This window comes from Arthrobacter sp. PsM3 (genome assembly GCF_030433895.1).
Lineage (GTDB): Bacteria > Actinomycetota > Actinomycetes > Actinomycetales > Micrococcaceae > Arthrobacter.
On sequence record NZ_JARUXE010000005.1, the window covers coordinates 48856 to 72940 of the forward strand.

Annotated in this window: 25 protein-coding genes, 1 pseudogene and 1 riboswitch; of the genes and pseudogenes, 15 read left to right on the forward strand and 11 right to left on the reverse strand. The window is 68.4% G+C overall.

The window, feature by feature from the left end; genetic code table 11:
- Positions 1–64: 64 nt before the first annotated feature.
- Positions 65–859: a DeoR/GlpR family DNA-binding transcription regulator gene (locus tag QCD75_RS03500; RefSeq protein ID WP_301225786.1), complete on the forward strand. Its 795-nt coding sequence runs from the start codon at positions 65–67 to the stop codon at positions 857–859.
- A gap of 36 nt (positions 860–895) precedes the next feature.
- Positions 896–1129: pseudogene (locus tag QCD75_RS03505) on the forward strand (molybdenum cofactor biosysynthesis protein); the annotation flags it as partial.
- Between the two features lie 22 nt (positions 1130–1151).
- On the opposite strand, the gene QCD75_RS03510 reads toward QCD75_RS03505, so the two are convergent.
- A complete protein-coding gene (locus QCD75_RS03510; RefSeq protein ID WP_301225787.1) occupies positions 1152–1733 on the reverse strand; it encodes an NADPH-dependent FMN reductase in 582 nt (193 codons plus the stop codon).
- 171 nt (positions 1734–1904) lie between these two features.
- On the opposite strand from QCD75_RS03510, the gene QCD75_RS03515 reads away from it, so the two are divergent.
- The 3 genes from QCD75_RS03515 to QCD75_RS03525 are packed head-to-tail and all read left to right on the forward strand — an operon-like array spanning position 1905 to position 3239.
- Positions 1905–2300 carry a cupredoxin domain-containing protein gene (locus QCD75_RS03515; protein ID WP_301225789.1) on the forward strand — a complete coding sequence of 132 codons (396 nt, stop codon included), beginning with the start codon at positions 1905–1907 and terminating at the stop codon, positions 2298–2300.
- Complete coding sequence (locus tag QCD75_RS03520; RefSeq protein WP_301225791.1) at positions 2297–2710, forward strand: hypothetical protein; 414 nt, start codon at positions 2297–2299, stop codon at positions 2708–2710. The genes QCD75_RS03515 and QCD75_RS03520 overlap by 4 nt, the downstream gene beginning before the upstream one ends.
- A gap of 49 nt (positions 2711–2759) precedes the next feature.
- A complete protein-coding gene (locus tag QCD75_RS03525) occupies positions 2760–3239 on the forward strand; it encodes an Hpt domain-containing protein (RefSeq protein ID WP_301225793.1) in 480 nt (159 codons plus the stop codon).
- Here the strand turns inward: QCD75_RS03525 and QCD75_RS03530 are convergent.
- The gene (locus QCD75_RS03530; RefSeq protein ID WP_301225794.1) at positions 3215–4042 is read right to left on the reverse strand and encodes an SDR family oxidoreductase; all 828 of its coding nucleotides are present in this window, start codon (positions 4040–4042) and stop codon (positions 3215–3217) included. The two genes, QCD75_RS03525 and QCD75_RS03530, sit on opposite strands and share 25 nt — an antisense overlap.
- Positions 4039–4926: a helix-turn-helix domain-containing protein gene (locus tag QCD75_RS03535; RefSeq protein WP_301225795.1), complete on the reverse strand. Its 888-nt coding sequence runs from the start codon at positions 4924–4926 to the stop codon at positions 4039–4041. Before QCD75_RS03535 ends, QCD75_RS03530 begins: the two co-directional genes overlap by 4 nt.
- 320 nt (positions 4927–5246) lie before the next feature.
- Here QCD75_RS03535 and QCD75_RS03540 point away from each other — a divergent pair, with 320 nt between their 5' ends.
- The 4 genes from QCD75_RS03540 to QCD75_RS03555 all read left to right on the forward strand — a co-directional run bounded on the left by QCD75_RS03540 (position 5247) and on the right by QCD75_RS03555 (position 11434).
- The gene (locus tag QCD75_RS03540; protein ID WP_301225796.1) at positions 5247–6077 is read left to right on the forward strand and encodes an oxidoreductase; all 831 of its coding nucleotides are present in this window, start codon (positions 5247–5249) and stop codon (positions 6075–6077) included.
- A 75-nt stretch (positions 6078–6152) separates the two neighbouring features.
- Complete coding sequence (locus QCD75_RS03545; protein ID WP_301225797.1) at positions 6153–6791, forward strand: LysE family translocator; 639 nt, start codon at positions 6153–6155, stop codon at positions 6789–6791.
- 134 nt (positions 6792–6925) lie between these two features.
- Positions 6926–9592, forward strand: coding sequence for a PEP/pyruvate-binding domain-containing protein (locus QCD75_RS03550; RefSeq protein ID WP_301225798.1), 2667 nt, complete (start codon positions 6926–6928; stop codon positions 9590–9592).
- 12 nt (positions 9593–9604) lie between these two features.
- On the forward strand, positions 9605–11434 hold the full coding sequence (locus QCD75_RS03555) for an alpha/beta fold hydrolase (RefSeq protein ID WP_301225799.1): 1830 nt from the start codon (positions 9605–9607) through the stop codon (positions 11432–11434).
- Between the two features lie 72 nt (positions 11435–11506).
- On the opposite strand, the gene QCD75_RS03560 is transcribed toward QCD75_RS03555, so the two are convergent.
- From QCD75_RS03560 to QCD75_RS03575, 4 genes are all read right to left on the reverse strand, one after another.
- Complete coding sequence (locus QCD75_RS03560; RefSeq protein ID WP_301225800.1) at positions 11507–11857, reverse strand: hypothetical protein; 351 nt, start codon at positions 11855–11857, stop codon at positions 11507–11509.
- Positions 11858–11930: 73 nt separating this feature from the next.
- A complete protein-coding gene (locus tag QCD75_RS03565) occupies positions 11931–12587 on the reverse strand; it encodes a DedA family protein (protein ID WP_301225801.1) in 657 nt (218 codons plus the stop codon).
- 169 nt (positions 12588–12756) lie between these two features.
- Positions 12757–13383 (reverse strand): class F sortase, encoded by a 627-nt coding sequence (locus QCD75_RS03570; RefSeq protein ID WP_301225802.1) that lies wholly within the window; start codon positions 13381–13383, stop codon positions 12757–12759.
- A 93-nt stretch (positions 13384–13476) separates the two neighbouring features.
- Positions 13477–14412: an ice-binding family protein gene (locus QCD75_RS03575; protein WP_301225803.1), complete on the reverse strand. Its 936-nt coding sequence runs from the start codon at positions 14410–14412 to the stop codon at positions 13477–13479.
- A 121-nt stretch (positions 14413–14533) separates the two neighbouring features.
- A riboswitch (cyclic di-GMP riboswitch) is annotated at positions 14534–14608 on the reverse strand.
- 131 nt (positions 14609–14739) lie between these two features.
- On the opposite strand from QCD75_RS03575, the gene QCD75_RS03580 reads away from it, so the two are divergent.
- Positions 14740–15204: a hypothetical protein gene (locus QCD75_RS03580; protein ID WP_301225804.1), complete on the forward strand. Its 465-nt coding sequence runs from the start codon at positions 14740–14742 to the stop codon at positions 15202–15204.
- A 6-nt stretch (positions 15205–15210) separates the two neighbouring features.
- On the opposite strand, the gene QCD75_RS03585 is transcribed toward QCD75_RS03580, so the two are convergent.
- Positions 15211–15561 carry a DUF3846 domain-containing protein gene (locus QCD75_RS03585; RefSeq protein WP_301225805.1) on the reverse strand — a complete coding sequence of 117 codons (351 nt, stop codon included), beginning with the start codon at positions 15559–15561 and terminating at the stop codon, positions 15211–15213.
- Positions 15562–15934: 373 nt separating this feature from the next.
- On the opposite strand from QCD75_RS03585, the gene QCD75_RS03590 reads away from it, so the two are divergent.
- The 4 genes from QCD75_RS03590 to QCD75_RS03605 all read left to right on the forward strand — a co-directional run bounded on the left by QCD75_RS03590 (position 15935) and on the right by QCD75_RS03605 (position 19219).
- Entirely contained in the window at positions 15935–16138 is a 204-nt protein-coding gene (locus QCD75_RS03590) for a hypothetical protein (protein ID WP_226758765.1), read from the forward strand.
- Positions 16139–16315: 177 nt separating this feature from the next.
- On the forward strand, positions 16316–16492 hold the full coding sequence (locus QCD75_RS03595; protein ID WP_301225806.1) for a hypothetical protein: 177 nt from the start codon (positions 16316–16318) through the stop codon (positions 16490–16492).
- Positions 16483–17778 (forward strand): cation:proton antiporter, encoded by a 1296-nt coding sequence (locus tag QCD75_RS03600; protein ID WP_301225807.1) that lies wholly within the window; start codon positions 16483–16485, stop codon positions 17776–17778. The genes QCD75_RS03595 and QCD75_RS03600 overlap by 10 nt, the downstream gene beginning before the upstream one ends.
- A 193-nt stretch (positions 17779–17971) precedes the next feature.
- The gene (locus tag QCD75_RS03605; RefSeq protein ID WP_301225808.1) at positions 17972–19219 is read left to right on the forward strand and encodes an MFS transporter; all 1248 of its coding nucleotides are present in this window, start codon (positions 17972–17974) and stop codon (positions 19217–19219) included.
- 88 nt (positions 19220–19307) lie between these two features.
- On the opposite strand, the gene QCD75_RS03610 is transcribed toward QCD75_RS03605, so the two are convergent.
- Positions 19308–20204, reverse strand: coding sequence for a LysR family transcriptional regulator (locus QCD75_RS03610; protein WP_301225809.1), 897 nt, complete (start codon positions 20202–20204; stop codon positions 19308–19310).
- Between the two features lie 114 nt (positions 20205–20318).
- Between QCD75_RS03610 and mdlC the strand changes: the two genes are divergently transcribed.
- Positions 20319–21923: a benzoylformate decarboxylase gene (gene mdlC / locus QCD75_RS03615; RefSeq protein WP_301225810.1), complete on the forward strand. Its 1605-nt coding sequence runs from the start codon at positions 20319–20321 to the stop codon at positions 21921–21923.
- Here mdlC and QCD75_RS03620 read toward each other — a convergent pair.
- Positions 21901–22914 carry a carbohydrate kinase family protein gene (locus QCD75_RS03620; protein ID WP_301225811.1) on the reverse strand — a complete coding sequence of 338 codons (1014 nt, stop codon included), beginning with the start codon at positions 22912–22914 and terminating at the stop codon, positions 21901–21903. The two genes, mdlC and QCD75_RS03620, sit on opposite strands and share 23 nt — an antisense overlap.
- 54 nt (positions 22915–22968) lie before the next feature.
- Entirely contained in the window at positions 22969–24030 is a 1062-nt protein-coding gene (locus tag QCD75_RS03625) for an NAD(P)-dependent alcohol dehydrogenase (protein ID WP_301225812.1), read from the reverse strand.
- Positions 24031–24085 lie beyond the last annotated feature (55 nt).

Consider the following 24085-nt stretch of genomic DNA (forward strand, 5'->3'; position numbering starts at 1 on the left):
GAAGCCAGCCCGGTCGCCGTCGTCCGCTCCCTATTTCCCTGTCAGCACCCACGAAGGACGCAGAATGCTAGCCGCAGCCCGCCATTCGGCCATCATCGCGGAGGTCCAGCGTGAACGCATCGTCCGCGTCACGGACCTCGCGAAGCTGCTGGGTGTTTCGCTCATGACGGTCCGGCGGGACATCGAGGCGCTGGATGCCGCGGGCGCCGTGGAGAAGATCCATGGCGGGGCCAAGCTCCCCGGCGGCGTCGGCACCCACGAGCCCGGCTTCGAGCTGAAGGTCACCCAGCTGCAGGACGAGAAGATGGCGATCGCGCATGAGGCAGCGGCCCAGGTCCGCGAGGGCATGGCCGTGGGGCTCAGTGCGGGCACCACCACCTGGGCGCTGGCGCAGCTGCTCTCCGCCGGCCCCCGGATCACCGTGGTCACCAATTCGGTGCGCGTCGCCGACGTGTTCCACCAGAGCTCCTCCCCCTCCACCGTGATCCTCACCGGCGGCGAGCGCACGCCCTCCGATGCCCTGGTGGGGCCGCTCGCCACGTCCTCGCTGAAGCAGCTGCACCTGGACGTGCTGTTCCTGGGCGTCCACGGCGTGGATGCCGACGCAGGGTTCACCACCCCGAACGTGCTGGAGGCCGAGACGGACCGCGCCTTCGTCGCCGCCGCCCGCCGGGTCGTGGTGCTCGCCGACCACACCAAATGGGGGACCCTGGGCATCAGCACCATCGCCGCCCTGGAGGACGCCGACGAACTCATTTCCGACGTGGGACTGCCCGGGGAAGCCCAGCGGATCCTCAGTGAGCGGGTGGGCCGGCTGCGGCTGGCGGGCGGCAGCACCCCAACAGGTGCCCGACCGTAGTTCCTGCCAGCAGGACCGCGGAGATGGTTTTGGGGCATGCCCGAAAGCTACAGGTACGACGTCGAGGTCCTTCACCTTCTCGTGTCCCCGGCGCACGCCTACTTCGGCCGCTCCCGCGAAGGCGCAGCTGACGTCCCCACGACAGACGCCGAACGGGTCGAGCTGGTGGCCGGCAAGGGCATCGTCGGCGACCGGTTCTTCGGCAAGGCCGCGCACATGGATGCGGCCGTCACCCTGGTCGCGGCCGAAGCTGCCAGCGCGGGCGCGGGAGGGGCCCGCGGGTGCGCGGGCTCTACGTGCCGGGGGGCGGGTCCGGCCGGTGGCGCAGGACCCTAAGTGCGTCCGACCAGGCGATGACCTGGTCAAACAGGATCCCCAGGGCCCGCTCCGCCTTGTCCGACGGTGTGAACGTCCGGTAGTCCTCGAATTCGGTGGCAAGCGGCAATGCCACCTGGGCCCGCACGTCCGCCATCTGCAGTTCGCCGGCAACCTGCCGCAGGTGCTCCACGGCGCGGATGCCGCCCGCGCTCCCGTAGCTGACAAAGGCTGCAGCCTTGTTGTTCCACTCCCCATAGAGAAAGTCCAGGGCGTTCTTCAGGGACGCTGGAATGGAATGGTTGTACTCGCCGGTGACGAAGATGTAGCCGTCGAAGCGGGCCACGGCCTCGGCCCAGGCGATCGTGTGGGCGTGGTCGTGCTGTCCCCGGGAGGGCGGCAACGGCTCGTCCAGGAGCGGAAGACCAAAGTCGGCCACGTCAAGCATCTCGAAACTGGCGTCGGCGCGTTCCGTCGCGCGGGCATAGACCCAGTCAGCCACCGGCTTTCCGAGCCGGCCCGGCCGGGTGGATCCGACCACCACCGCAATCTTCGCCATGACCGCCACCTGCCCCCAAGAAACGCACTCCTACGAAGTGAATAACAACCATCGGCCGCCGGACGTTCCCGAATTGCCCGGCCGCCGGAGTCATTTTGGCCAGCTGCGCGCAGACTTGTAGGACAGGCAGGGCCACGCGGCCCTGGGTTCCGGCGTCGAGGGCGGTACACCATGAAAGCGATTCAGTCCCGGGCCGCAGCGCTGCTGCTGGCGATGCTCCTCGTGGGCGGATGCGCCCAGGGCGGCGGAAGTTCCGGTGCGGCTACCGCGCCGGCGGCCAGCACGACGACGGCGGGCGCTGCCAGCGCCGCGACGGCGGCGGCCACCATCACTATCAGGAACTTCGATTTCGGCACCCCGGTGACGGTCGCACCGGGCGCCGTTGTGATGGTCACCAACATGGACAACGCGGCCCACACCGTCACTGCGGACCAGGGCTCGGCATTTGACGTGGATGTCCGGGGTGGCGGCGGGACTGCCACGTTCACGGCCCCGTCGGCGCCGGGCACCTACGCGTACCACTGCACCTATCACCCCAATATGCACGGGACGCTGACGGTTAAATGAACATGGCCTTGCGGGTGCTGACAGCCGTCGCGTTGTTCATCGATGCCGGCGTCCATATCCATCTGGCCCCGGGCTATCAGGCCGCCTCCCCCGGCGGGATCGGGCAGGGCACCCTGTTCCTGCTCGAATCCGCCGCGGCCGTGCTGGCAGGGCTCTATGTTCTGATCCGGGGCAGCAGAGCCTCCTACGCCCTGGCCCTGATTGTGGCGCTGAGCGGTTTCGTCGCCGTGGTGTTGTACCGCTACGTTGATGTTCCGGCCTTCGGTCCGTTCCCGGCGATGTACGATCCGGTGTGGTTTTTCGAGAAGTCGCTCAGTGCGGTCGCGGAAGGGGCAGGAGCCCTCCTGGCCGCCGTCGGCCTCTTCCGGTCCGCCCCCCGGGGACGGGCCGGCGCAACCGGCTCGTTGTGACCGTCCCGGATCGCGGACTAGGCTGGGCAGCATGACGTTGGGGGACGCTATGAATAGACCGCTGCCCGGGGCTCCAGGGCATGAGCACGAGCGCACGAAGGCGCCCTCCGGCGTCGGCGCCGCACCAACACCGGTTTTGAACCCCGGAGAGCTGCAGTCTCTGATCGATCATGTCGGCCCTGCTGCCGCGGCCAGGTTCGCGGATGATTTCCTCGACCTTCTTGAGGACCGCCTCATCCGCGTGGACGATGCGCTGAGCCAGTCCGACCCAGTCTCCGCCCTGAACGCCGTCCTCGTCCTCAAGGCAAGCTCGGCCATGCTCGGCGCGGAGCAGCTGACCCTTTTTTGCTCAGGCCTGGAGGCGGAACTCCGCGGACAACGGATGCCCCACGCCGGCGCACTCGCGCGGCTGGCAGCCGACTTCGCATCAGCAGTGCGGGCTGTCATCGCGAGCACGTTTCCACGCGATGCCAGCGGTCCGGTGCCACGGGTCGGAGCGGTTGATCACTGCGGGGCGAGTTCGCCGTAGAAGTAGGACGCCGTGACGCCGCCGTCCATGAGGAAGTCGCTGCCGGTGATGAACGCGCCGTCCTGGCCCAACAGGAGCGCGGCTACGGTGCCGACCTCGTCCGGAGTGCCGCCCCGCCCTGCCGGGGACAACTCGATCATGCGCCGGTACCCCGCGCCGCGGGGGCCGGTCAGCTCGTCTTTGGCGAGCGGGGTGAAGATGATGCCGGGGCTGATCGTGTTGATCCGCGCGCCCCGCTTGCCCCACCGAACCGCTTCGGCCATCACGCGGAGCGAGTTGCCACGTTTGGCCAGCTGGTAGGCGTGGAGGGAGTCAGTGACCTGGTCTGGCTGGAGCATTGGCAGCGCCAGCAGCTCGTCGGCCGGCGTGGTGGCGAGGGCGGTGTTTTCCTCGGGAGTCAGCGCGCCCAGGCGGTGCCCTGACTGCGAGGCAATGACCACACCGGCGCCGCCACGGGCGATGACGTTTCCGAATTCCTCCAGCAGCACAGCAGTCCCGTACAGGTCCACGGCCAGGATGGTCGACGGCGACGCCTGGCTGGGCGAGACACCTGCGGCGTGGATGACACCCGTGACATCGCCCAAGGCCGCGGCCCTCTCGACCAAAGCGCGAACGGAGGGTCGCGAAGAGACATCGACGGTCAGTGTGCTGACCTGGAAACCGGCGTTGCTCAGCACCTCGGCCGCCGCGTCGGCGTTGTCCTGGAACAGGTCCGCCAACACCACCTGCTTGCCGGAGCTGACGCGCCGCGCGATTGCCTGACCGATCGACCCCGCCCCGATAACAACAATGACATCGCTCACGATGAACTCCTGTTCTGCGGTGCCGGCACGGTTGCGTCGCTGGTAGTGGCCGTCCAGCTCGCGAGCAGCTGCAGGGCATCCTGGGCGGCGGAACCGGGCTCGGCGCTGTAAACGATGAGAGAAAGACCGGGATCGGCCGGGAGGTCCATGGCTTCGAAGGACAGGACCAGGTCGCCGACCACGGGGTGGTGGACGGCCTTGACGCCGGTCCGGTGAAAACGCACGTTCTGCGCGGCCCACTGGGCCCGGAACTCCTCGCTGCGCACGGAGAGTTCGCCGATGAGGTCGGTCAGTGCCCGGTCGTATGGGCTGCGGCCGGCCTCGATGCGCAGGTTGGCCACGAGGTCCGCGGCGGCGCGGTCCCAGTCCAGGAAGAAGTCGCGGGCCCGCGGGCTCAGGAACACGAACCGGGCAACGTTCACGGGCCGGACCGGATCGGCGTAAAGCTCTGAATACAGCGCACGGCCGAGCGGGTTGGCGGCCAGGATATCCCTGCGCCCGTTGCGCACATAGGCCGGAACATCACCCATCGCGTCAAGAATTCTCTGTACGGTCGGCCGGATCTGCTGCTGCACGGGCCGGCTCCGCCGCTGCGGTGCGGGGCCTGAGGCCCGGGCCAGGTCGATCAGGTGCGCGTGCTCCGGCTCATCCAGCTGCAGCGCCCGGGCGACGCCGTCAAGGACGCTCCCCGAGGCACCGGCGAGGTTCCCCCGCTCCAACCGGATGTAGTAATCGATGCTGACACCGGCGAGGAGGGCAACTTCCTCCCTGCGGAGGCCGGGCACGCGCCGGTTTCCGCCGTGGGCGGGCAGCCCGGCTTGCTCCGGGCTGACTCTGGCACGGCGCGAAGCTAGGAACTCGCGGACCTCTTTCCGGTTATCCATATGTCCACCCTAGAATCCTTCCCCCGGGTGCGGGAGGCACTGTCAGTACCTGTAACAACAGCCCCTCCCGCCCGGGGAGCATCTCCTGTTGGATGGAGATGAATCCCCACGACGAGAAAGGACAGCGATGACTCGGACCGACGAACTAGTCGCCCCCGGTCTCACAATGAATCCCGATGGCAACAGCTACGGTGCCAACGGGCTGCAAGCGGCGGCACGCCGCCGCTGAAGGCCCCCGCCCCCAGCGCACGCCACCCCTTCGGACGTCGAGGTGCACCCAACCCCTCGCCGCCGCCATCCCCCACGAAAGGACCACCCTCATGGCTACCTGGCTCATCACAGGATGCTCGACCGGACTCGGCCGGGCCCTCGCCCAGGCAGTGCTCGCCCACGGCCACAACGCCGTCGTCACAGCACGAAACCCCAGCACGCTGCAGGACATCGCCGCAGCCTTCCCCCACACGGCGCTAACTCTCCCCCTCGACGTCACCGACCGGGCACAGATCAGCTCCGTGGTGCAACAGGCCCGGACGCGTTTCGGAGGCATCGACGTGCTGGTCAACAATGCCGGCTACGGCTACCGCGCCGCAGTTGAGGAAGCGGACGACGCCGACATCCGGCAGTTGTTCGACACGAACGTCTTCGGCGCCGTTGACATGATCAAGGCGGTCCTCCCGGACATGCGCGCGAAGAGGGCGGGGTCCATCCTGAACATCTCCTCCATCGGAGCCCGCATTTCACCGGCCGGCTCCGGATATTACTCGGCTACCAAGGCCGCCCTGGAGGGCCTGTCCGGGTCCCTCCACAAGGAACTCCAGCCGCTCGGCATCAACGTCACCGTCATCGAGCCCGGTGCCTTCCGTACGGACTTCGCCGGCCGGTCGCTCACCCAGTCGGCGACGGCGCTCCGGGACTATGCGGACACGGCCGGGAAACGGCGCAAGGAGCAGGACACGGTCCACGGCACCCAGCCCGGCGACCCGGCAAAGGCCGCAGAAGCCATCCTGACGGTCGTCGAAAGTCCGAACCCGCCGTCGCTGATGGTCCTCGGCAAAGACGCCTTCGACGCCTTTGCGGCGGTCGCCCAGGCAGAGCGCGCGGAACTGGACCAGTGGCGGGACCTCAGCCTCAGCACGGGCATCGGGGGCTGAGCCACGGCGGGAACCCGGCCGCCACAGTGCTGACACCATTGCACCCTGACGGCCGGCACCCGGACAATGGTGCGCATGACCGCTGTGACCCTGTCTGCCTTTGCCGGGCTGTGCCTGTTGCTTTCCGTCACCCCCGGCCCCGATACCTTTCTAGTGCTGCGGATCTCGCTGCATAGTGCCGGAGCCGGCATTGCCGCGGCGCTCGGCTCGGCTGTGGCATCCCTGATCTGGGCCACGCTGGTGGGAGTGGGGCTCGCCGCCGTCTTGGAGGACTCCGCGGAAGTGTTCCGCTGGCTCAAGATCGCAGGCGGGCTGTACCTGCTGTACTTGGGAATATCGTCGCTGATCCGGGGCCGCCGCGCGGCAACACCTTCCGCAACGGCCGGGCACTCTCCCCGCCGAGCCGTCAGCCGAAGGGGAGGGTTCGGCGCCGGCGCGCTCTCCACGCTGCTCAACCCCAAGGTCGGCCTGTTCTACCTCGCCGTCGTTCCGCAGTTCATTCCGCACGGCGGCAACACCTTGGACACCGCCATGGTGCTTGGTGTGATCGAAAGCGCCATCGGCTTCCTCTATTTGGTGGCCGTATCCATCGCGGCAGTGAAAGCAATGGCCTGGCTAGAGCGCCCCCGGGTGAGCAGCTGGCTCGACCGCGGCAGCAGTGGCATCATCGCCGCACTCGGCCTGGGCGTGCTGGCATCCAGCACCAGCTCGTAGCTGGGGAAGGTTGCTGCGGCGTTCCATTCCCGCTCGGCAATCGCAGCTCTGGTCTCTTGCTTGCGGCAGTGCCAGTATGTTGGGCATCAGGCTCAATGTAGGCGCACCTGCTCCGGGCAGAAGGAGTCATACTCATGACCTACGTCAATTACCTCGGCGATGTGGGGCCGGGCGACGTCGCCCTGGCCGGCGGCAAGGGGATCGGCCTGGGCGGCCTCATTCAGGCGGGGCTTCCGGTCCCCGCCGGGTTTGTGCTGAACACCGCAGCCTATGCCGAGTTCGTGGAAGCCAACCACCTCGGGGCCGGCATCCAGGCGCTGGCCGCGCTTCCGCCTGAGGCGTCACCGCAGGACTACGAGGATGCCTCGCAACGGATCCGCGCCCTGTTCGGCGCCGGAACCATGCCGGCCGCGATCGCAGCGGAACTCGGCGCCGCCTACCGGCGCCTAAGCGACGGGGATGCAGCCGTGGCGGTGCGGTCCTCCGCTACGGCCGAGGACCTCCCCTCGGCCAGCTTCGCCGGGCAACAGGAAACCTACCTCAACGTCGTCGGGGTGGATGCCCTGGCCGCGGCCGCGACGGACTGCTGGGCTTCGCTGTGGACGGCCCGTGCCATGGCGTACCGGGCCCGTGAGGGCATCGCACCGGACACGGTGCGCCTCGCCGTCGTGGTCCAGTGCATGATCGAGGCCGAGGCCGCCGGGGTGATGTTCACCGCCAATCCGGCCAACGGACGCCGCGACCAGCTGGTGATCAGTGCGGCGTGGGGCCTGGGCGAGTCCGTGGTCAGCGGAACGGTCAGCACGGATGACATCGTCGTCGAAGCAGGGACGGGCCGTGTGCTGTCGCGCCGCACAGCTGACAAGGAGACCATGACCGTCTACGCGGACCACGGCACCCGGGAGCAGCCGGTGCCGGCGGAGCGCCGTCACCGGCCTGTGCTGGACGACCGGGCGGCGGCCGAGCTGGCCGGCTTCGGGACCCGGATCATGGAACTTTTCGGCGTACCGCAGGACATCGAATGGGCACGGGCCGGTGACGAGTTCTTCATCCTGCAGTCCCGGGCCATCACCGCGCTGCCCGAACCGGCGGCCGACACCCCGGCAACCTGGACGGTGCCCTATCCGAAGGGGCTCTACTTCCGGGCGAGCATCGTGGAACAGCTGCCCGACCCGCTCTCGCCGCTGTTCGCCGACCTCATCGATGGATCGGTGTCCCGGTCGCTGCGTGCCCTGCTGACCGACGCCGTCGGCAAGAACGTCATCCGCGAGAACGACGTGGGGCTGCCCACCATCAACGGCTACGCCTATTACTACTACCGCACCGCGGCAATGTGGCGCGTGACGGCCAAGTCCCTGACCGCGGTCCGCTCGCTGGCCCGCGGCAAGGCGCACATGGGAGTAACCGGCTGGCGGGAATTTTCGCACCCCCGCTACGAGCAGGTGATCCAGGACTGGTCGGCGAAACCCGTTGGGGAGCTTTCCGGCGAGGAACTGCTGGCGGGTGTGCAGGCCCTGCTGGACGCCGGCACGGTGTACTACACGGCCGTGCAGTCCATCATTCCCGTCGCGGCCACCAGCGAAATCTCCTTCCGGACGTATTACGACAGGCTCGTGCGCCGGGACGGGGATCCCCCCGCCCAGACGTTCCTCCTGGGCTACGACAGCGAACCCATCCGGGCGGAGAAGTCGCTGTACGGCCTGGCAGCCTGGGCCCGGGAAGTTCCGGGCTTGGCCCCGGCGATCCTCCACGAACCGACGGCGGCACTGGTTGAGTCGGAGCGCACCGGGCTCCCGCCGGCCGGGATGGACCCGGCCCTCTGGCAGCAATGGCATCCCCGCTTCCAGGACCACCTGGGCCGGTTCGGCCATTCGGTCTACAACCTGGACTTCCTCACCCCGGTGCCGGCCGACGATCCCTCCCCGCTGCTCGAGACGGTGAAGTTCTACCTGCGCGGCCAGGGCAACGACCCACATGAGCGCCAGCGGCTGGCCGCCGCCCGCAGGGAGGACCAGACCAGCCGGACGGTCGCCCGGCTGGGGCCGGGCCGCCGGGCCGCGTTCCTCCGGCTGCTCCGGTGGGCCCAACGTGCCGCACCGATCCGCGAAGACGCCCTGGCCGACGTCGGCCTGGCCTGGCCGCTGCTGCGGCGGATGTTGTTCGAGCTCGGACGTCGGCTGGTGGACTCCGGAGTCGTCGCCGAGCCCGGCGACGTGTTCTGGCTGCGCCACCGGGAGCTGCGCAGCGCCGTCGAGTTCGGCCTCGCGGGGCCGGGCACACCGGCGGCCGTGGCAATCACCGGCGCGGACGGGCCCGTCCGCGCCGGCGCCGTGGCGGAGCGCAAGATGCTTTGGCGGGGGCAGGCCAAGGTTGCCGCCCCGCAATTGCTGCCCGAGAGCCGGTGGATGGAGCGGGCCTTCGGGTCCATGATGCCGGCAGCCCCGCAGGACCAGCCCGCCGACGTCATCAAAGGCTCCGGCGCCAGCTCGGGCCGGGTCAGTGCCCCCGCCCGCGTCCTGAGAGGGCCCGAGGACTTCGCCCAAATGATGCCCGGAGACGTCCTGGTCGCCCGCATCACCACACCGGCGTGGACGTCGCTGTTCGCGATGGCCTCCGCCGTGGTCACCGACGTCGGCGGCCCGTTGAGCCACAGCTCCATCGTGGCCCGCGAGTACGGCATTCCGGCCGTGCTCGGCACCGGTGTGGCCACCCAGCGGCTCACCAGCGGCCAGCAGATCCTGGTCGACGGCGACGCCGGAACCGTCACGATCGAGCATCCGGGCGTAACGGCCGGGCCGTGAGCGGGAGGATCCATGGACGGCTATGCCGAGCTTCGCGCATTCCGCGCCACCCACCCGTACCGTTCGCTGACCGTCGGCGGCGTCGAATGGAAGTACATCGCCGGCCCCGCCACGCCGCGCGACCCGGCTGAAGCGGCAGGCGCCGCACGCCCCGCGGGTGAAATAGCCGCGGCGCCGGAGGTAGCGAGGCCGGCACTTCTTATCCTGGGCGGCGGCTTCGCATTCGGTGATTCCGCGTTCCGCACCATCACCGCGTTTGAGCCCCGCTTCCGGGTGCTCTCCCCCTCCTATCCCGCGGTGCGGACCATGGCCGAACTCGTGGCCGGGATCGCGGCCATTCTCGACGCCGAGGGGATCCGGTCAGCGAATGTCTTCGGCCACTCCCTCGGCGCCGGCGTGGCGCACGCCTTTTCGCGCCATTATCCGCAGCGGGTGGACAAGCTCATCCTGTCCGGGTTCGGCCTCTACACCCGCGGCCACACGCGGCTTGTGGGCGCCTTTGTCCGTCTTTTCTCGATGCTGCCCAAGGCCGCCCTGGCCGCTTTCTACCGTCCGCGGATCGCGCGCCTTGCCGCTGGGGCCGAAGACGACGAGCGTGCTTTCCTCACCGCCTACACGGAGGACCTCTTCGCGGCGCACACCAGGGAATCGGCGCTGGCGCGTCTGGCGGTGCTCCTGGATCTGGCGGCACATCCGGACCGGTACGCCGCGACGTCGATTTTCGAGCGTGGGGAGGACGTGCTGGTGATCGCCGCTTCCGATGACCGGGGCTTCACATCGGGCGAACGCGAAGCCCTGCTGGCCGCCTATCCCGGTGCCCGGGCCTACGTGTTCGGCCGCGGCGGCCACTGGGCGTCCGTCACCCACCCGACGGAATACGCCGACGTCGTCGGAAGCTTCCTCGAAGGCCGGCCCCTTCCCCCGCGAAAGGGCGAAAACCCTGCTGCCCCGCCACGCCTCCCGGCGTCGACCCGCAGCCAGGCAGAACCGGCAACCGCGCCGGTTCTGACGCTGGACGCCAGGCTTACCGCCTTCCGGACCAGCCACCGGTACCGCTCGCTTGACGTCGACGGGGTGCGCTGGCGCTACCTTGCCGGCAGCGCAGGACGGCAGGCCGTGCTTCTGCCCTCCGGCGGGACCAGGGTGCCGGACATGTACCTCCTGCTGATCGAGGCGCTGGAGCGGGATTTCCGAGTCATCGCCCCGGCTTACCCGGCCGGCGCCGGCATGGCCGGGCTCGCTGACGGCCTGGCCGCGGTCCTCGACGCCGAGGGAGTGACGCAGGCGGACGTGCTGGGCTCCTCGTTCGGCGGTTTTGTGGCCCAGGTGTTTGCCCGCCGGCATCCCGAACGTGTGCGGCGCCTCGTGCTCGCGAACACCGGAATCCCCTCAGCCGCCCCGCTCCCGCTGCTCCCGCTTCTCATCCGCATACTCGCCGTCCTTCCGGAAAGCGCTGTGCGTTCGGTGACCGGCTGGAACTGGCGCCGCTGGTTTGTCCACGGCGCACAGGACGACTCGGTGTTCTGGAACATGCTGCTCTCGGACATCCTCGGCCGGCTGCGCAAGGAGGACCTCCTGTCGGCCCTGCGGGAGATGAGTGACTTCGCGCGGCTGCCGGCCGCTGGGACACCCGGGGCTCGCACCTCCGCGGTTCCGCCGGCTCCGGTACTGCTGATCCAATCGGAGCGGGACGAAGCGTTTTCCCCGCAGGCGCGTGCGGCCCTCCGCGCCCTCTATCCTGCGGCGGAGGTCCGTCTTTTCGCGGGCGAAGGCCACGCAGTGATGGCCACGCGGACCGCGGAGTACGTCGACGCCGTGCGGGAGTTCCTGCGCAGACCCTGACCTCTCGGACCTGCAGATCTGGGTGCCCGGGTGCCCGGGGGCCTGGGTGCCTGCGGACCAGGGTTCACCGCGCTAACAGCGCTTCGGGTCCGCGGAACCGGTGCCGTGCGGCAGGCCGGCGTCGACCGGGAAGGTCATGAACGCCGGCGTCTCGTACGGATGCGCGGACAGTGCGGCGTCAACGACGGCCGTGCGCCGGGAGCGCGGGTAGATTGCCTCGATCCGGGTCTCCGGCACCTCCGCGGGGGAACCGACCGTGCCGATGGCCGGGTTCGCGCCCTGCAGCGGGGTGAAGCGCCCGGTGCCCTCGACGCTGAACGAGCAGTGCGAGTAGTTGCCCAGCCTGCCCGCGCCAGCGTCGCCAACGGCCCGCCGGACTCCTTCCGCCGCTTCGGCAGGGACGTAGATGACCAGACAATCCATTGGCTCCAGGGCAGAAAGTCTGTCATGGAGCCCGGTGCCGGTGCGTTCAGATTCTTCAGCGGCCGGTCGATATTCACCGTTCCGCTCTGCCGGCCGTGGGTCCGGAATCAGATGCTCCGCCAGCCACGCGTTCGTCGCGGGATTTGCGGATTTTCCAGATGATCAAGCCGATCACCACGGCGGCGGCGGCGACGGCGGTGATGTCCTGCCCCACAGCCTTGACTACCGCTTCATAGGAATTACCGGCAAGGAATCCCAGAAGAACGCAACCTGCACCCCAGACCAGGCCCCCGGCTACGTTGAAGGCCAGAAAAGTCGGGTAGTGCATACGGGAGGTCCCCGCGAGGGCGGGCATGACGGCCCGGAAAAATGCGACAAACCGCCCCAGGAATACGGCCAATCCGCCGCGGCGGCGCAGGAAGTCCTGAGCCTTCCGAAGTTTGGCCCTGCGCCTGTTCATAACCTTCAGATTCAAGAACCTGGGTCCGAGGTGCTTGCCGACTGCGTACCCGACCGTGTCCCCGGTGACCGCGGCGAGTACAACGAGGAGCATCATGGACCAGACGGGCACGTTGCCCCGGCTGGCCACGACACCGCCGAGGACCGCTGCGGTCTCGCCGGGAATGACGAACCCGACGAAGAGGGCATCCTCGGCGAAGACCAACAAGCCCACGATCACCAGGGCCAGCAGAGGGCTGACGTTCAGGATGTTGTCTACAAAACCGCTCACCGGGATCCCGCACCCTAACCGAACGCTACGGAGTCGCCCGTCCCAGTGCGGTGATGCCTTCGGTCCTGTTCCACTGTTCTCTCCTCAACCGGACAGCGGCGCTCCCATGTAACTGAAGATACATTCGCGCCCGCACCGAAAGAAAGGCCTTTGGGGAGAACCGACCCCGTTAAGGGACCGGCTCCAGATCAGCGGTGATGACGATGTTGGTTCCCCGCAGGTCGGCGGTGTAGCAGCTGACCAGGACGAGCCGGTTGGGGACCCTGTCCCAGATTGGGCTGTCTTTGAGCGTGTTCTTGTCTTCGGTGGCTATCGTCTTAACGGTGTAGGTTGCCGGTCCGGTTGCTGTCGTGACGGTGAACTGGTTTCCAGGCTTTGCCTGGCTGCTCAGGTGGTTGAACGCCGAGTCGCGGCCTTCCCAGCTGTGGCCAATGATGTACGTGGTGTCCGTGGAACCCGGGCTGCCGTAAGGGGTGAGCCAGTACGCCTCTGCCGTCATCGGGGGAACGATGGTCGCCCCCGGCCCTTGGTCCTGGGGCGTCAGGGGCAGCACGTCCTGGTCCATACCGATGGCCGGGTACGTGATGTGCAGCGGCAGCGACCCGTGGGGTGCCGGGGTGGACACCGTCGCACTCGCCGGGGCGTCAGTGGGTGCAGGCGTCACTTGGCCGGGTCCCGCGGCTGGCGGCGGCGACCCCGGCGCTGCCGATAGGCCGACCACAGCGGCCAGCGCAGCCGCCACCAGGGCCCCGCCGAAGATCATCCGGGTTCGGGGGCGGCGGCGGACGGAGGCCATGTGGCGCGCACCGTCGGACCCCGTCGGGTCATCCACCGGAAGACGCCCCCGTGGCCGCCTTGGGTGCCCGCACGAGCTTCCGCCCGTCCGGCGTCACTTGTTCCGTCGGAACAGGCGCCTACCCCTGGTCAGCATCCACACCCCGACCAGCCCCGCCGCAGCGGCCGCGCCGAGCACGGTCCCGGCGGTTGAGTCATGGGTTTCTGCGGCGGTATCAATGTTCACACCGCGGCCCGTCCTTGGGCCGGTCCCTGCACTTGCGGGCCCGGCGGCAGCCGAGGGGGACGCCGTCGCCGGGGCCGCGGCGGGCGGCGCCGGTGCTGTGGCGGTTGTTGTGGACGAGGGCGACGCTGCGGCGCAACCCGGCATGGTGAAGACGTTTGATTCGAGCGATACCTGGCCGTTCCGAGCCAGTGCCCGGCCCTGGACCTTTGCGCCGGTAGTAACCGAAATTGAAGTCAGGGCCAGAATGTTGCCGCTGAACGATGAGGCAGTACCGAGGGTTGCGGAGCTAGCGACCTGCCAGTAGACGTTGCAGGCCTGGGCGCTGTTGGTCAGCACGATGTTGCTTGCCGAGGCAGTCGTCAGGGTTGAGGCGACCTGGAAGATGAACACCGAGTTCGGGTCGCCCTGCCCGTCCAGGGTCAGCGCCCCGCTGACTGACAGCGGGCCGGAGGACTTGTAGACGCCCGGGGACAGGGTTTTACCCACCAGGTCACCGGCCACGAGGGAGGTCATGGCCTTGCCTGCTGCGTCGTCGTAAGCGGTGGTCAGGTCGGACTGGGCCTGAAGGGCCGGCGCGTCGGCCGCGTGGGTGGCGCCGGCCACGACGTCCGGTGAAAATCCTGTGATCGCGCTTCCCGGGTTCACGCCGAGGTTTCCGGCCAGGGTCGTGGACCCGGTGTTGGTGACCGTTGTTCCGCCCAGGACGGAGTACGCTGCGGCCGTTCCCAGACCCACCGGGGCGTCAGCGGCGTAGGCCGGGCACTGTCCTACCAGTACCATCGCCAGCAGGGCCGATGCGCCCATGACGGTCCCCGCCGCGGACCGGCGTCGCAGGCGGAGGCGCCGCTGGCGGGACCCCTCACCGGACTGGATTTGAGGAGAGTTATGGGCAGGCGAGGTCGAAACCAAAGTGGGGTCCTTGTTGATCGGCGGCCCGGCCGACCGCGAGGGTCCCGTAGCTTTGCGTCGCGGATTCGCACCCGGTTTGCCCTTGTCGATGAGCGGCTGCTCGGTCTTGGGCAACCCTAACAGCCCAACGCCGTCGTTCATTGCAGTGCCCGGCGGCCTGCCCCGGGGAGATCTCGGCTGGCGGAGCCACACGCTCATCACCGCCCATGGAAGTATTCTCTTATGACTACCGACAATGATGATGCCAACCTTCCGGCCTTTAGCGACTCGCACGGCCCAGACGTCCCGGCCGAAGACAGCCGGGGCTGGGACCACATCGGGGCCATCATTGTCGATGCCACGTTGCAGCGCCGGCAGAACTACCACGAGACCGTCAAGCCGCGCGTGGAAGCTCTCCTTGCGGCATGGCCGGATGCCGCCACGACCAGCGGGTTCCGCCAGCGCCTCGATACCGGGAAGCTCTCGGAAGTCATCGACTGGCCCTCCCCCGGCCGTCTTGCCCAGGTAGAGGACATCACGTACGTGTTCGAGCGTCAGGGCATCGAGACGATGACGGAACTCCGAGGCGCGCTCAGTGACCCCGCCACCAGAACCGCTCTCCGGGAGGCCCTGGCGGATGTACGGCACGTCAGCCCCAAAACGCTGGACTACATCGACACCCTGAGTGGAATCCCCACGCCTGGCTAAGGCCAGCTAGGCCACCAGCCTCGTGTCAAAGAATTCTTCCGCGAGTCGGATCAGGTGACCAGGAACGTCCGCCTCCTCGCCGTGGTCGCCGTGGTCGAGGAACACTGCGGTGCCCCGTGACACGCCTGAAAGATCCAGGCCGCAGTCGTACATCAACTGGGCGGCGCGCAGGTTCAGCGGAAGGTTGCGGATCACGCCTTCAGCGTTGAGGTAGACGTGCCAGTCACCGCGGGTGACAGTTTCAATGTCTCCGCCGACCAGGTCCTGCAGGGTGCACAGGCCGGGTTCAAGGGTTTCGATCCGGACGGGTTCGCTGATCCGGGCCGGAATTATCAGTGCTGTGTATCTGTTGCTCATTTTGGTTCTGTGATTAATAACAACGACGTAGTTCCCGGTGTTCCCGGCTGTCCTCCCCGCGCCTCCCCCCGGCTGTGATGAGTCTCACCTGCAATAATCGCCATCTGGCTTGAGCCTCCCGCCCGGCGCTGTGCATCATGAAAAGGCAACGTGGGGATCTTAACGTCCCTCCGCAGCAGCCCTGGCCATTCCGCACGCCAAGCGTGCCCAAAGGACCAGCGGCAAAGATTTACCCATCCTGGTGGACGCAATGAGGCCATACCGGTGAGCTCGCAGAGCCTGCCACGGTCTCAGGCGTTCCTGGTTGGCCCTACGGCGGCTCCGCATTGGTGCGGCAGCCGGACCTCCGGAATCATGAATGGAAGCCTGAACAATGACGTTTGAAACTGCCACCTCTGTCACCCACAAGCTCTGGGACCGCTCCAGCATGCACCACGAGCTGGATGCCCTGATCCACGACCTCTCGGTGCGGCACAACACCCCCAAGAGCAACATCGCGGTCCACGCCAGCGGCCCGAACACCTTCACTCTCAGCCTGAACCACGGCGCAGCGAACCTCGAGTCGGTCTCCGCCTAGCACCACAACGGCGACGCAACACGACGACGGCGGGACTTTCCCGCCGTCGTCGACCCATGTCAGGGCCCGGGACTTTGGACACAGGCCCGGGCAGGTCCGTTCGCCCTAAAATCAAGCATGGCCAGTTCCAGCACGCCCGGAGTGGCACGGAAACGCAACCCGCGGGAGTAACCACTCGTGTCCAATGCGGAGATCCAGGAATTGCGCGCAGGGACTGAAGACGTCATCAGGCTCCGGCGCAACGTCAAGCACGCCGAAACACGCACCGGCGGCGGGATCGCGGCCGTGGGGCCCCGCCGCCGCGAGTTTGGCGGCCCGGACCAGGGATCGGGCACGGATCCGTCATGGAAGTGACGGTCCTGGCCATCATCACCGCGGCCCTGTTCGTATGGGCACTCGTTTCGGCACGGCTGCAACAGGCGGACCTGACCGCACCTATTGTGTTCACCGCTCTCGGCGCAGCCCTGGCCTGGTCCGGCCTGGTCAACAGCTCCGCGCCCCCGGCAGGCCTGACGCCGATGGTCGAGCTCACCCTGGTCTGGGTGCTCTTCTCCGATGCCGCCCGCCTGCCGCTCCAGCAGCTGCGCCGGGACGTGGGCCGCTACGTGCGGCTGCTGGGGGTCGGCCTGCCGCTGACGATCGTTTTCGGGTGGGTGCTGGCCGCCTGGTTCTTCCCTCAGCTCGGGCTCTGGATGGCCCTCCTGGTCGGCGCGGCGCTGGCCCCCACCGACGCCGCCCTCGGAGTCCCCGTGGTGACGAATCCGGCGGTGCCGTCGCGGATCCGCCAGCTGATCACGGTCGAGAGCGGCCTCAACGACGGCATCGCCACCCCGGTCGTGATGGTCGCGATCGCCGGTGCGGCCGCCGCGGCGGGCCTGGAGAGCGCCGCGGCCCCCGGCAGCGCCGCCGTCGAGCTGCTGATCGGAGCCGGTGTCGGCGCAGCGGCCGGCGCCCTGGGCGGGTGGCTGCTGCAGCAGGCCCGCCGGCGCGGGACCGCACTCGAGGACTTCGCCGGCATCGGAGTCCTCGCCCTGAGCCTGTTCGCCTACACCGCTTCCCTCGCCATGGACGGCAACGGGTTCGTGGCCGCCTTCTGCGGCGGGCTGGCGTTCGGCACGTGCGCCGGCCAGCGGGGGCCGGCCGAACTGGTCTTCGTCGAGCAGATGGGCGGGCTGGTTTCACTGCTCGTGTGGCTGGCCTTCGGGGCCATTGCCATTCCGACGATGCTGGCGAATTTTGTCCCCCTGACTCTCGTGTACGCCGTGCTCAGCCTCACGGTGGTGCGCATGCTGCCGGTGGCGCTGGCCTCGATTGGTGCCGGCCTCGACCGGTCCACCGTCCTGTTTGTGGGCTGGTTCGGCCCGCGCGGGCTTGCCTCGCTCGTGTTCGCGCTGCTGGCGCTGGAAACCCTGGGGGCCGTGTCCGATGACGCGGTGGCTGTCATCACGGCCACCGTCCTGCTCAGCGTCCTGGCCCACGGGTTCAGCGCCGCGCCGCTGGCCGTCCGCTACGGACGGGCCGCCGCCGCGGCGGGACCCGAGCCCGGCGGTCCGGTCCCGGTCACTCCGGCTCCGGCCAGGGGCCTGAGCCGCAGACACACGCCCGCTCCGCGTTTTTGGCCGAGGCGGGCCCGCCACTAGCCCCGGCAGAATACGCCCATACGTATGGGCGGGGGGCAGATGCATCCGGCCATAGAGCTCATCTATGCAGAAGGCAATCTTTATCTATTGGACTTGTGGCGCAGGTCTCATCAGACTTGGGGTAACAGATCTTTTGACAGATCTGGGCCGGGCCTCCCCGCGTCCGGCCGTGTAGACCAAGGACGTTCACACCATGCATACTCAGCGAAAATGGGTCGTCATTCTCTGTTGGCTCACAGTCGTCTTCGAGGGTTTCGACCTCGTTGCCCTGGGCGCCTCCATCCCCACCCTGCTCGATACGAAGCACGCGGGCATTGACCCGGCCGGCGCCACCTTCGTCGCCACAATTTCCCTCGTCGGCGTCGGGATCGGCGCTGCCCTGATCGGCCCAATCTCGGACCGCTTCGGCCGGCGGCTGCCCCTGATTGTCTGCGTGGCCGTGTTCTCAGTCTTCACCTTGTTGTTCCCCCTGATGCCAAATGTGGCCCTGATGGGCATTCTCCGGCTCCTGGCCGGTCTCGGGCTGGGCGGCTGCATGCCCGTAGCCGTAACCGCAATGCAGGAAGCCGCATCCAGCAACGGCAAGGCGCACTCGAGCACCCTGACCATGACCGGGTACCACGTCGGCGCCGTCGCCGCGTCGCTGCTCGCACTGCTGGTCGGCCGCCAGTGGGAGTGGCTCTTCTACGCAGGCGGCCTGCTCGGCCTCCTTGCCATCCCCCTTATGTGGGCAAAGCTGCCGGAAACTGCGCCCGTCGCCGCAGCCTCGAAGACTGCCGGGGCGCCAGCGCACAAGGTCCGCATCGGCAGCCTGCTCCGCCGGCCGTACCTGCGCATCACGCTGGGACTCTGGGTTGCAGCCTTCATGGGCCTCATGCTGGTTTACGGCCTGAACACCTGGCTGCCGCAACTGATGCGGGGCGCCGGCTACAACGTCGCCGACTCCCTCGGCCTGCTCCTGGTCCTGAATGTCGGCGCAATAGCCGGGCTGCTGGTCGGGGGCCGGGTCGCGGACCTCCGCGGCGTCAAGGGCACGACGATGTTCTGGTTCGCCGCCGCCGCCGTGCTGCTGGCCGTGCTGAGCATCAAGATGGAAAACCAGCTGGTGCTCAATGGCGTAGTATTCGTCACCGGGTTCTTTGTCTTCTGCGCGCAGGTGCTCGTCTACGGTTTCGTCGGCTACCTGTACCCGCGCCATATTGTCGCCTCCGGCATGGGCTTTGTCTCCGCCGTCGGTCGCCTCGGTGCGATCTCGGGTCCATGGATCACCGGCCTGCTGGTGGTTGCCGGCATCGCGTATCCCTTCAGTTTCTATGTCTTCTCGGCAGCGGCGTTGCTGGGGGTCGTGGCCGTGGCGGTCATCCCGAAGGTCAAGCGTGGGGCGCCGTTCGTTCCGGATGAACCCTCCCTTGAGACCAGCAAGCCAGCGGGCACGGCCTGAGTCCATCAGCCAGATTCCGGACAACTCGTTGCGCTGCGGTTCGGTGCCCGGCCGCGCCAAGCGGGTCCGGGCACCGTCGCCGCTTGCCTTACCCTTCCGCCTCTCCCAGCGCCCCGGCCACGAGATCCAGGAACCAAGCCGCGGCGCCGGTGGAGGAGACGGTGGCATCCCAGTACAGGGTCACCTCGAACTGAGGCATGTCGAACGGCAGCTCACGGATGGCAACGGGCCAGCGCTCCGCCATGCGGGTCGCCATCTGCCGCGGCAGGATGGCAATCATGTCGCAGCCCACTACCACCTCGGCCAGCGCGGTGAAGTGCGGAACCCGCAAGGCAATGACCCGTTCCACCTGCTGCGCCCGGATGGCCTGTTCCACCTGGTCGTGGCCTGCGGCGGGGTCCATCGCCACGTGCTTCAGGGCCAGGAACTCCTCCCAGCCGATCCGCGGACCAGCAGCCGCCGCACCCTGTGGCAGCACACAAACGTAGCGCTCGTCGGCCACGATGGTCCGTCGGCCGGACACCTCCAGCGGAACGCTCGCGATGGCGCCGTCGATCTCGCCGTGGGCAAGCCAGGTCCGGACCTGGGAAATCTGCATCGGGACCACTTCAAGACTGGCTCCGGGGGCCTGAACCGCCAGCTGCTTCATGATCCGCGGCAGGAAGGCATTCTCGCCGATGTCCGTCAGGCACAGGCGGAATGTCCTGCTGGTGCGGGAGGGATCAAAGAAATTGTCCGCGTCCACGGCGTCGTCGACGGCGAGCACGGCCTTGCGGAACACGGCAGCCAACTCCGAGGCTCGCACTGTCGGCTCATACCCGGCCGGGCCGCGGACGAACAGCGGATCGTTCAGGGCCCGCCGGAGCCTGCCGAGGGCATGGCTGACAGTGGGCTGCGTCAGGGAGAGGTCCTGCGCAGCGCGGGTCACCGATCGGTGGTCATAAATGCTCAAGAAGGTTCGGATCAGGTTCAGGTCAAGACTCACCCGGCCCATCATAGAGATCTTCTATGGGAGAGGGCTGATTTATTTATTTGCCGACATAGGAGTTCGCATCCTAGCGTTACAGGACGAGCGGCCCCGGGATAGGAAAGCATCACCATGAACACTGTCAATGACGCCACGTATAAGCTCCTGCGCCAGCATGGACTGACCACAATTTTTGGCAATCCCGGCTCCAACGAGCTGCCGTTTCTCGCGGCCATGCCGAAAGATTTCCGTTATATCCTGGGCCTCCACGAAGGCGTTGTGGCCGGGATGGCGGACGGCTACGCCCAGGCCACCCGCCGTCCTGCCCTGGTCAACCTGCACGCCGCCTCGGGATCGGGCAACGCCATGGGTGCGCTCACCAATGCCTGGTACTCGCACACCCCGCTGGTGATCACCGCCGGCCAGCAGGTCCGCGCCACGATCGGCCAGGAGGTCATGCTTTCCAACGTGGACGCCGCCTCACTTCCCCGCCCGCTCGTGAAGTGGAGCGCTGAGCCGGCCTCGCCCCGCGACGTCGTCCGAACCATCGGCCAGGCTATCCACACCGCAGCCCTCGAGCCTTCCGGGCCCGTTTACGTGTCCATCCCGTACGACGACTGGGCACAGGAAACGGGGCCGGCGGAGGAACACCTGGCCGCGCGCACGGTCGAAAACGCCGGCGAGCTTTCCGACGGCCAGCTCGCGGACCTGGTGGCCGCCCTTGACGCGGCAGAGAACCCCGTCCTGGTCCTGGGACCCGACGTCGACTCCGCCAGGGGGAACGCCGACGCCGTCACGCTCGCCGAGCGCCTCGGCGCCCCGGTCTGGGTGGCACCGTCCGCCCCCCGCTGCCCTTTCCCGACCACACACGCCGCGTTCCGTGGCGTGCTGCCCGCCTCCGTTGAGGGCATCACCCGCCTGCTGGCCGGGCATGACCTGATCCTGGTGGTCGGCGCCCCGGTGTTCCGTTACCACCAGTACGAGCCCGGAAACTACCTTCCGGCGGGTGCGTCCCTGCTGCAGATCAGCTGCGATCCCGGCGAGGCGGCCCGCGCACCGATGGGCCGCGCGCTGGTGGCCTCGATCGGTCCGGCACTGCGCCGCCTGGCCGCGGCGGTGACGTCCCGTGGTGTGCAGGTGCCGCCGCGCGCGCGGCCGCAGCTCCCACCGCTGTCAGTGCAGGGGCCGGAGGAAGGAAGCGGTCTGGCCCCGGAGGCCGTCTTCGGGCTCATCAACGAGCTCGCCCCCGAGGACGCCATCTATGTCAACGAGACGACCTCGACGGTCGGCGCCTTCTGGGACCGGATGGACATGCGCCACCCCGGCAGCTACTACTTTCCGGCATCCGGCGGGCTCGGGTTCGGCATGCCGGCCGCGGTCGGTGTCCAGCTCGCCGAACCCGGCCGCCGCGTGGTGGCCTTCATCGGCGACGGCTCAGCGAACTACGGCATCACGGCCCTGTGGACGGCGGCGCAGTACAGGGTCCCCGTGGTGTTCGTGATCCTGAACAACGGCACGTACGGCGCCCTGCGCGGCTTCGCGGCCAAACTCAATGCCCTCGACGCACCCGGCCTCGACGTGCCCGGGATCGACTTTGTCTCACTCGCCGCAGGGTACGGCGTGGATGCGGACCGGGCCGCTTCGCTGGAGGCGCTGCGCGACTGCTTCGCCAAGGCGCTCGCCTCCGAGGGCCCGACCCTGATCGAAGTCCCCATCACCACGGTCTCCCCGTTCTGAACGCGCTGGACCCGGTTAAGGAACCCAGCTCGGCCGACGTCGGCGGGTTGGCGCCGGGCCGGGAGCAGGTGATGGCCGCGGCCCGGTTCGCGTAGGCGGCCAGCGCCTGCAGTTCCCCGGGAGTGATGTCCTGAAGCCGTTCTCGTGCGGGGGCGCCCAGCGCGTCGAGCTGCGCGAGTCCGGAAATCAGTGCAGCCATGAAGGAGTCCCCCGCACCGACGGTGTCCGCCACCGGGACGGCTTCGCCCGGCAGTTCCACGCGGCCTCGCCGGGTGATGATGACCGGCCCATCCGCGCCGCGGGTCAGTGCCACCAGCGCCGGTCCGAGTTTCAGCCACGCCGCCATCGACTCGTCCGGCGTCCGCCCGGGGTAGAGCCAACGAAGGTCCTCGTCGCTGGCCTTGACGATGTCGCTGGCGGCCACAAAGTCTTCGGTCTGGTCCCGGGCCCCGGCCGCGTCCCGGCTGATCGCGGGCCGACAGTTGGGGTCAAAGCTGACCGTGGCGTGCGGGCGTGCCGCCTCGATCAGCCGCCGAACGGACTTGTTGCCCGGGGGCAGGACTGAGGCGATGGATCCGGTGTGGACGTGCAGCGAGCCCTCCACGGCTGCCAGGGCCGGGACGGATGCTCCCTTGAGATCCCAGCTGATTGCGAACGTATAGTCAGCGGCCCCGGTGGTGTCCAGGGACGCCACCGCGGTCGAGGTCGGAAAGGAGCCGCCAGCTATGGCATCCACACCGTTGCTGTGCAGGTGGTCGGCGATCATCTGCCCGTAAGGGTCCTCCGCGAAGTGGGTGACGAGTTTGGTCCGGAGGTCCAGGCGGGAGCAGCCGACGGCAACGTTGAGGGGGCTGCCGCCCGGGTGCGCCTCGGGCGTGGCGGTTCCGCGCCGCGGGTCGTGGATGATGTCAACGAGGGACTCGCCGATCACGGTGACCCAGGGTCCGTCGTCAGCGCGGCCCGGCTGGGGACCCTTCTCTTGTGCTGGCATGGCAGCTTCCTTGCAGGTGGGTGCTGAACGGGGTGTGGTTGGTGGCGGCGTGGCTCAGCGGCCCGGATAGACGACGGCTTTGAGCTGCCCGGCCTGCTTGCCCGCTTTGAGCGCTTCCTCGGACTCGGCCAGGGCGAACCTGCCGGTGACCAGGATGTCCAGGTCCACCTTGCCGTTGGCGATCAGCTGGATGGCAAGCGGCCAGGTGTTGGTGTAGCGGAACACGCCGGAGAGCCAGATTTCGCGGTTCTGGATGTAGGAGACGGGGAGTTCGACGTCGTCGGCCCCGAGCCCGACCAGGATGACCCGGCCGGCAGGCCCGACGGCTTTGATCCCGGACCGGACGGCCTGCGGGGCGCCGGAGGCGTCGATGAACGCGTCGACGTCGAGCCCTTCGACGCTGTCGGTCCGGGCGTTCAGGGCATGGGTGGCGCCGTGCTCGAGGGCGAAAGCGAGCCGGTCGTCGGCGATGTCCGTGATGTAGATTTCGGTGGCGCCGAAAGCGCGGGCGGCCTGGGCGGCGATGATGCCGATGGGGCCGGCTCCGGCGATCAGGACCCGGCTGCCGGGCCTGATCTGGGCGCGTTCGCAGGCCCAGAGGCCGACGGAGAGCGGTTCGATGAGGGCGGCCGCCTCGTCGCTGACCCTGTCCGGGATGTCGTAGGCGAAGTCGCCCTGGATGGTGACGTATTCGGCGAAGGCTCCGTCGATCGGCGGGGTGGCGTAGAACTCGATGTCGGGGCACAGGTTGTACCGTCCGGCTTTGCACTGCTTGCAGGTGCGGCAGGGCCGCTGGGGTTCGACGGCGACCCGCCGGCCGATGCGGGCGGGGTCGATGGCGCTTCCGACGTCGGCGATCCGTCCGGAGAGCTCGTGGCCGAGGATCAGCGGGTGGTCCACGACGTAGTCGCCGATCCGGCCGTGCTCGTAGTAGTGGACGTCGCTGCCGCAGACGCCGACGGCGGCGACCTGGACCAGGACCTGGTCGGGGTCCAGTTGCGGGACGGGCAGGGTTTCCATGACCATCTCGCCCAGGCGCTTGAGGACGGCGGCGCGCATTGTGGCGGGTACTTCCGGGTGTCCGGAGGTGCCGGACTGTGCAGTTGATGTTGTCATCGAAGTATTCCTTTTTTCCTATTCAGGTCGGAGGGGCGGGGCGGGTTACTTGACG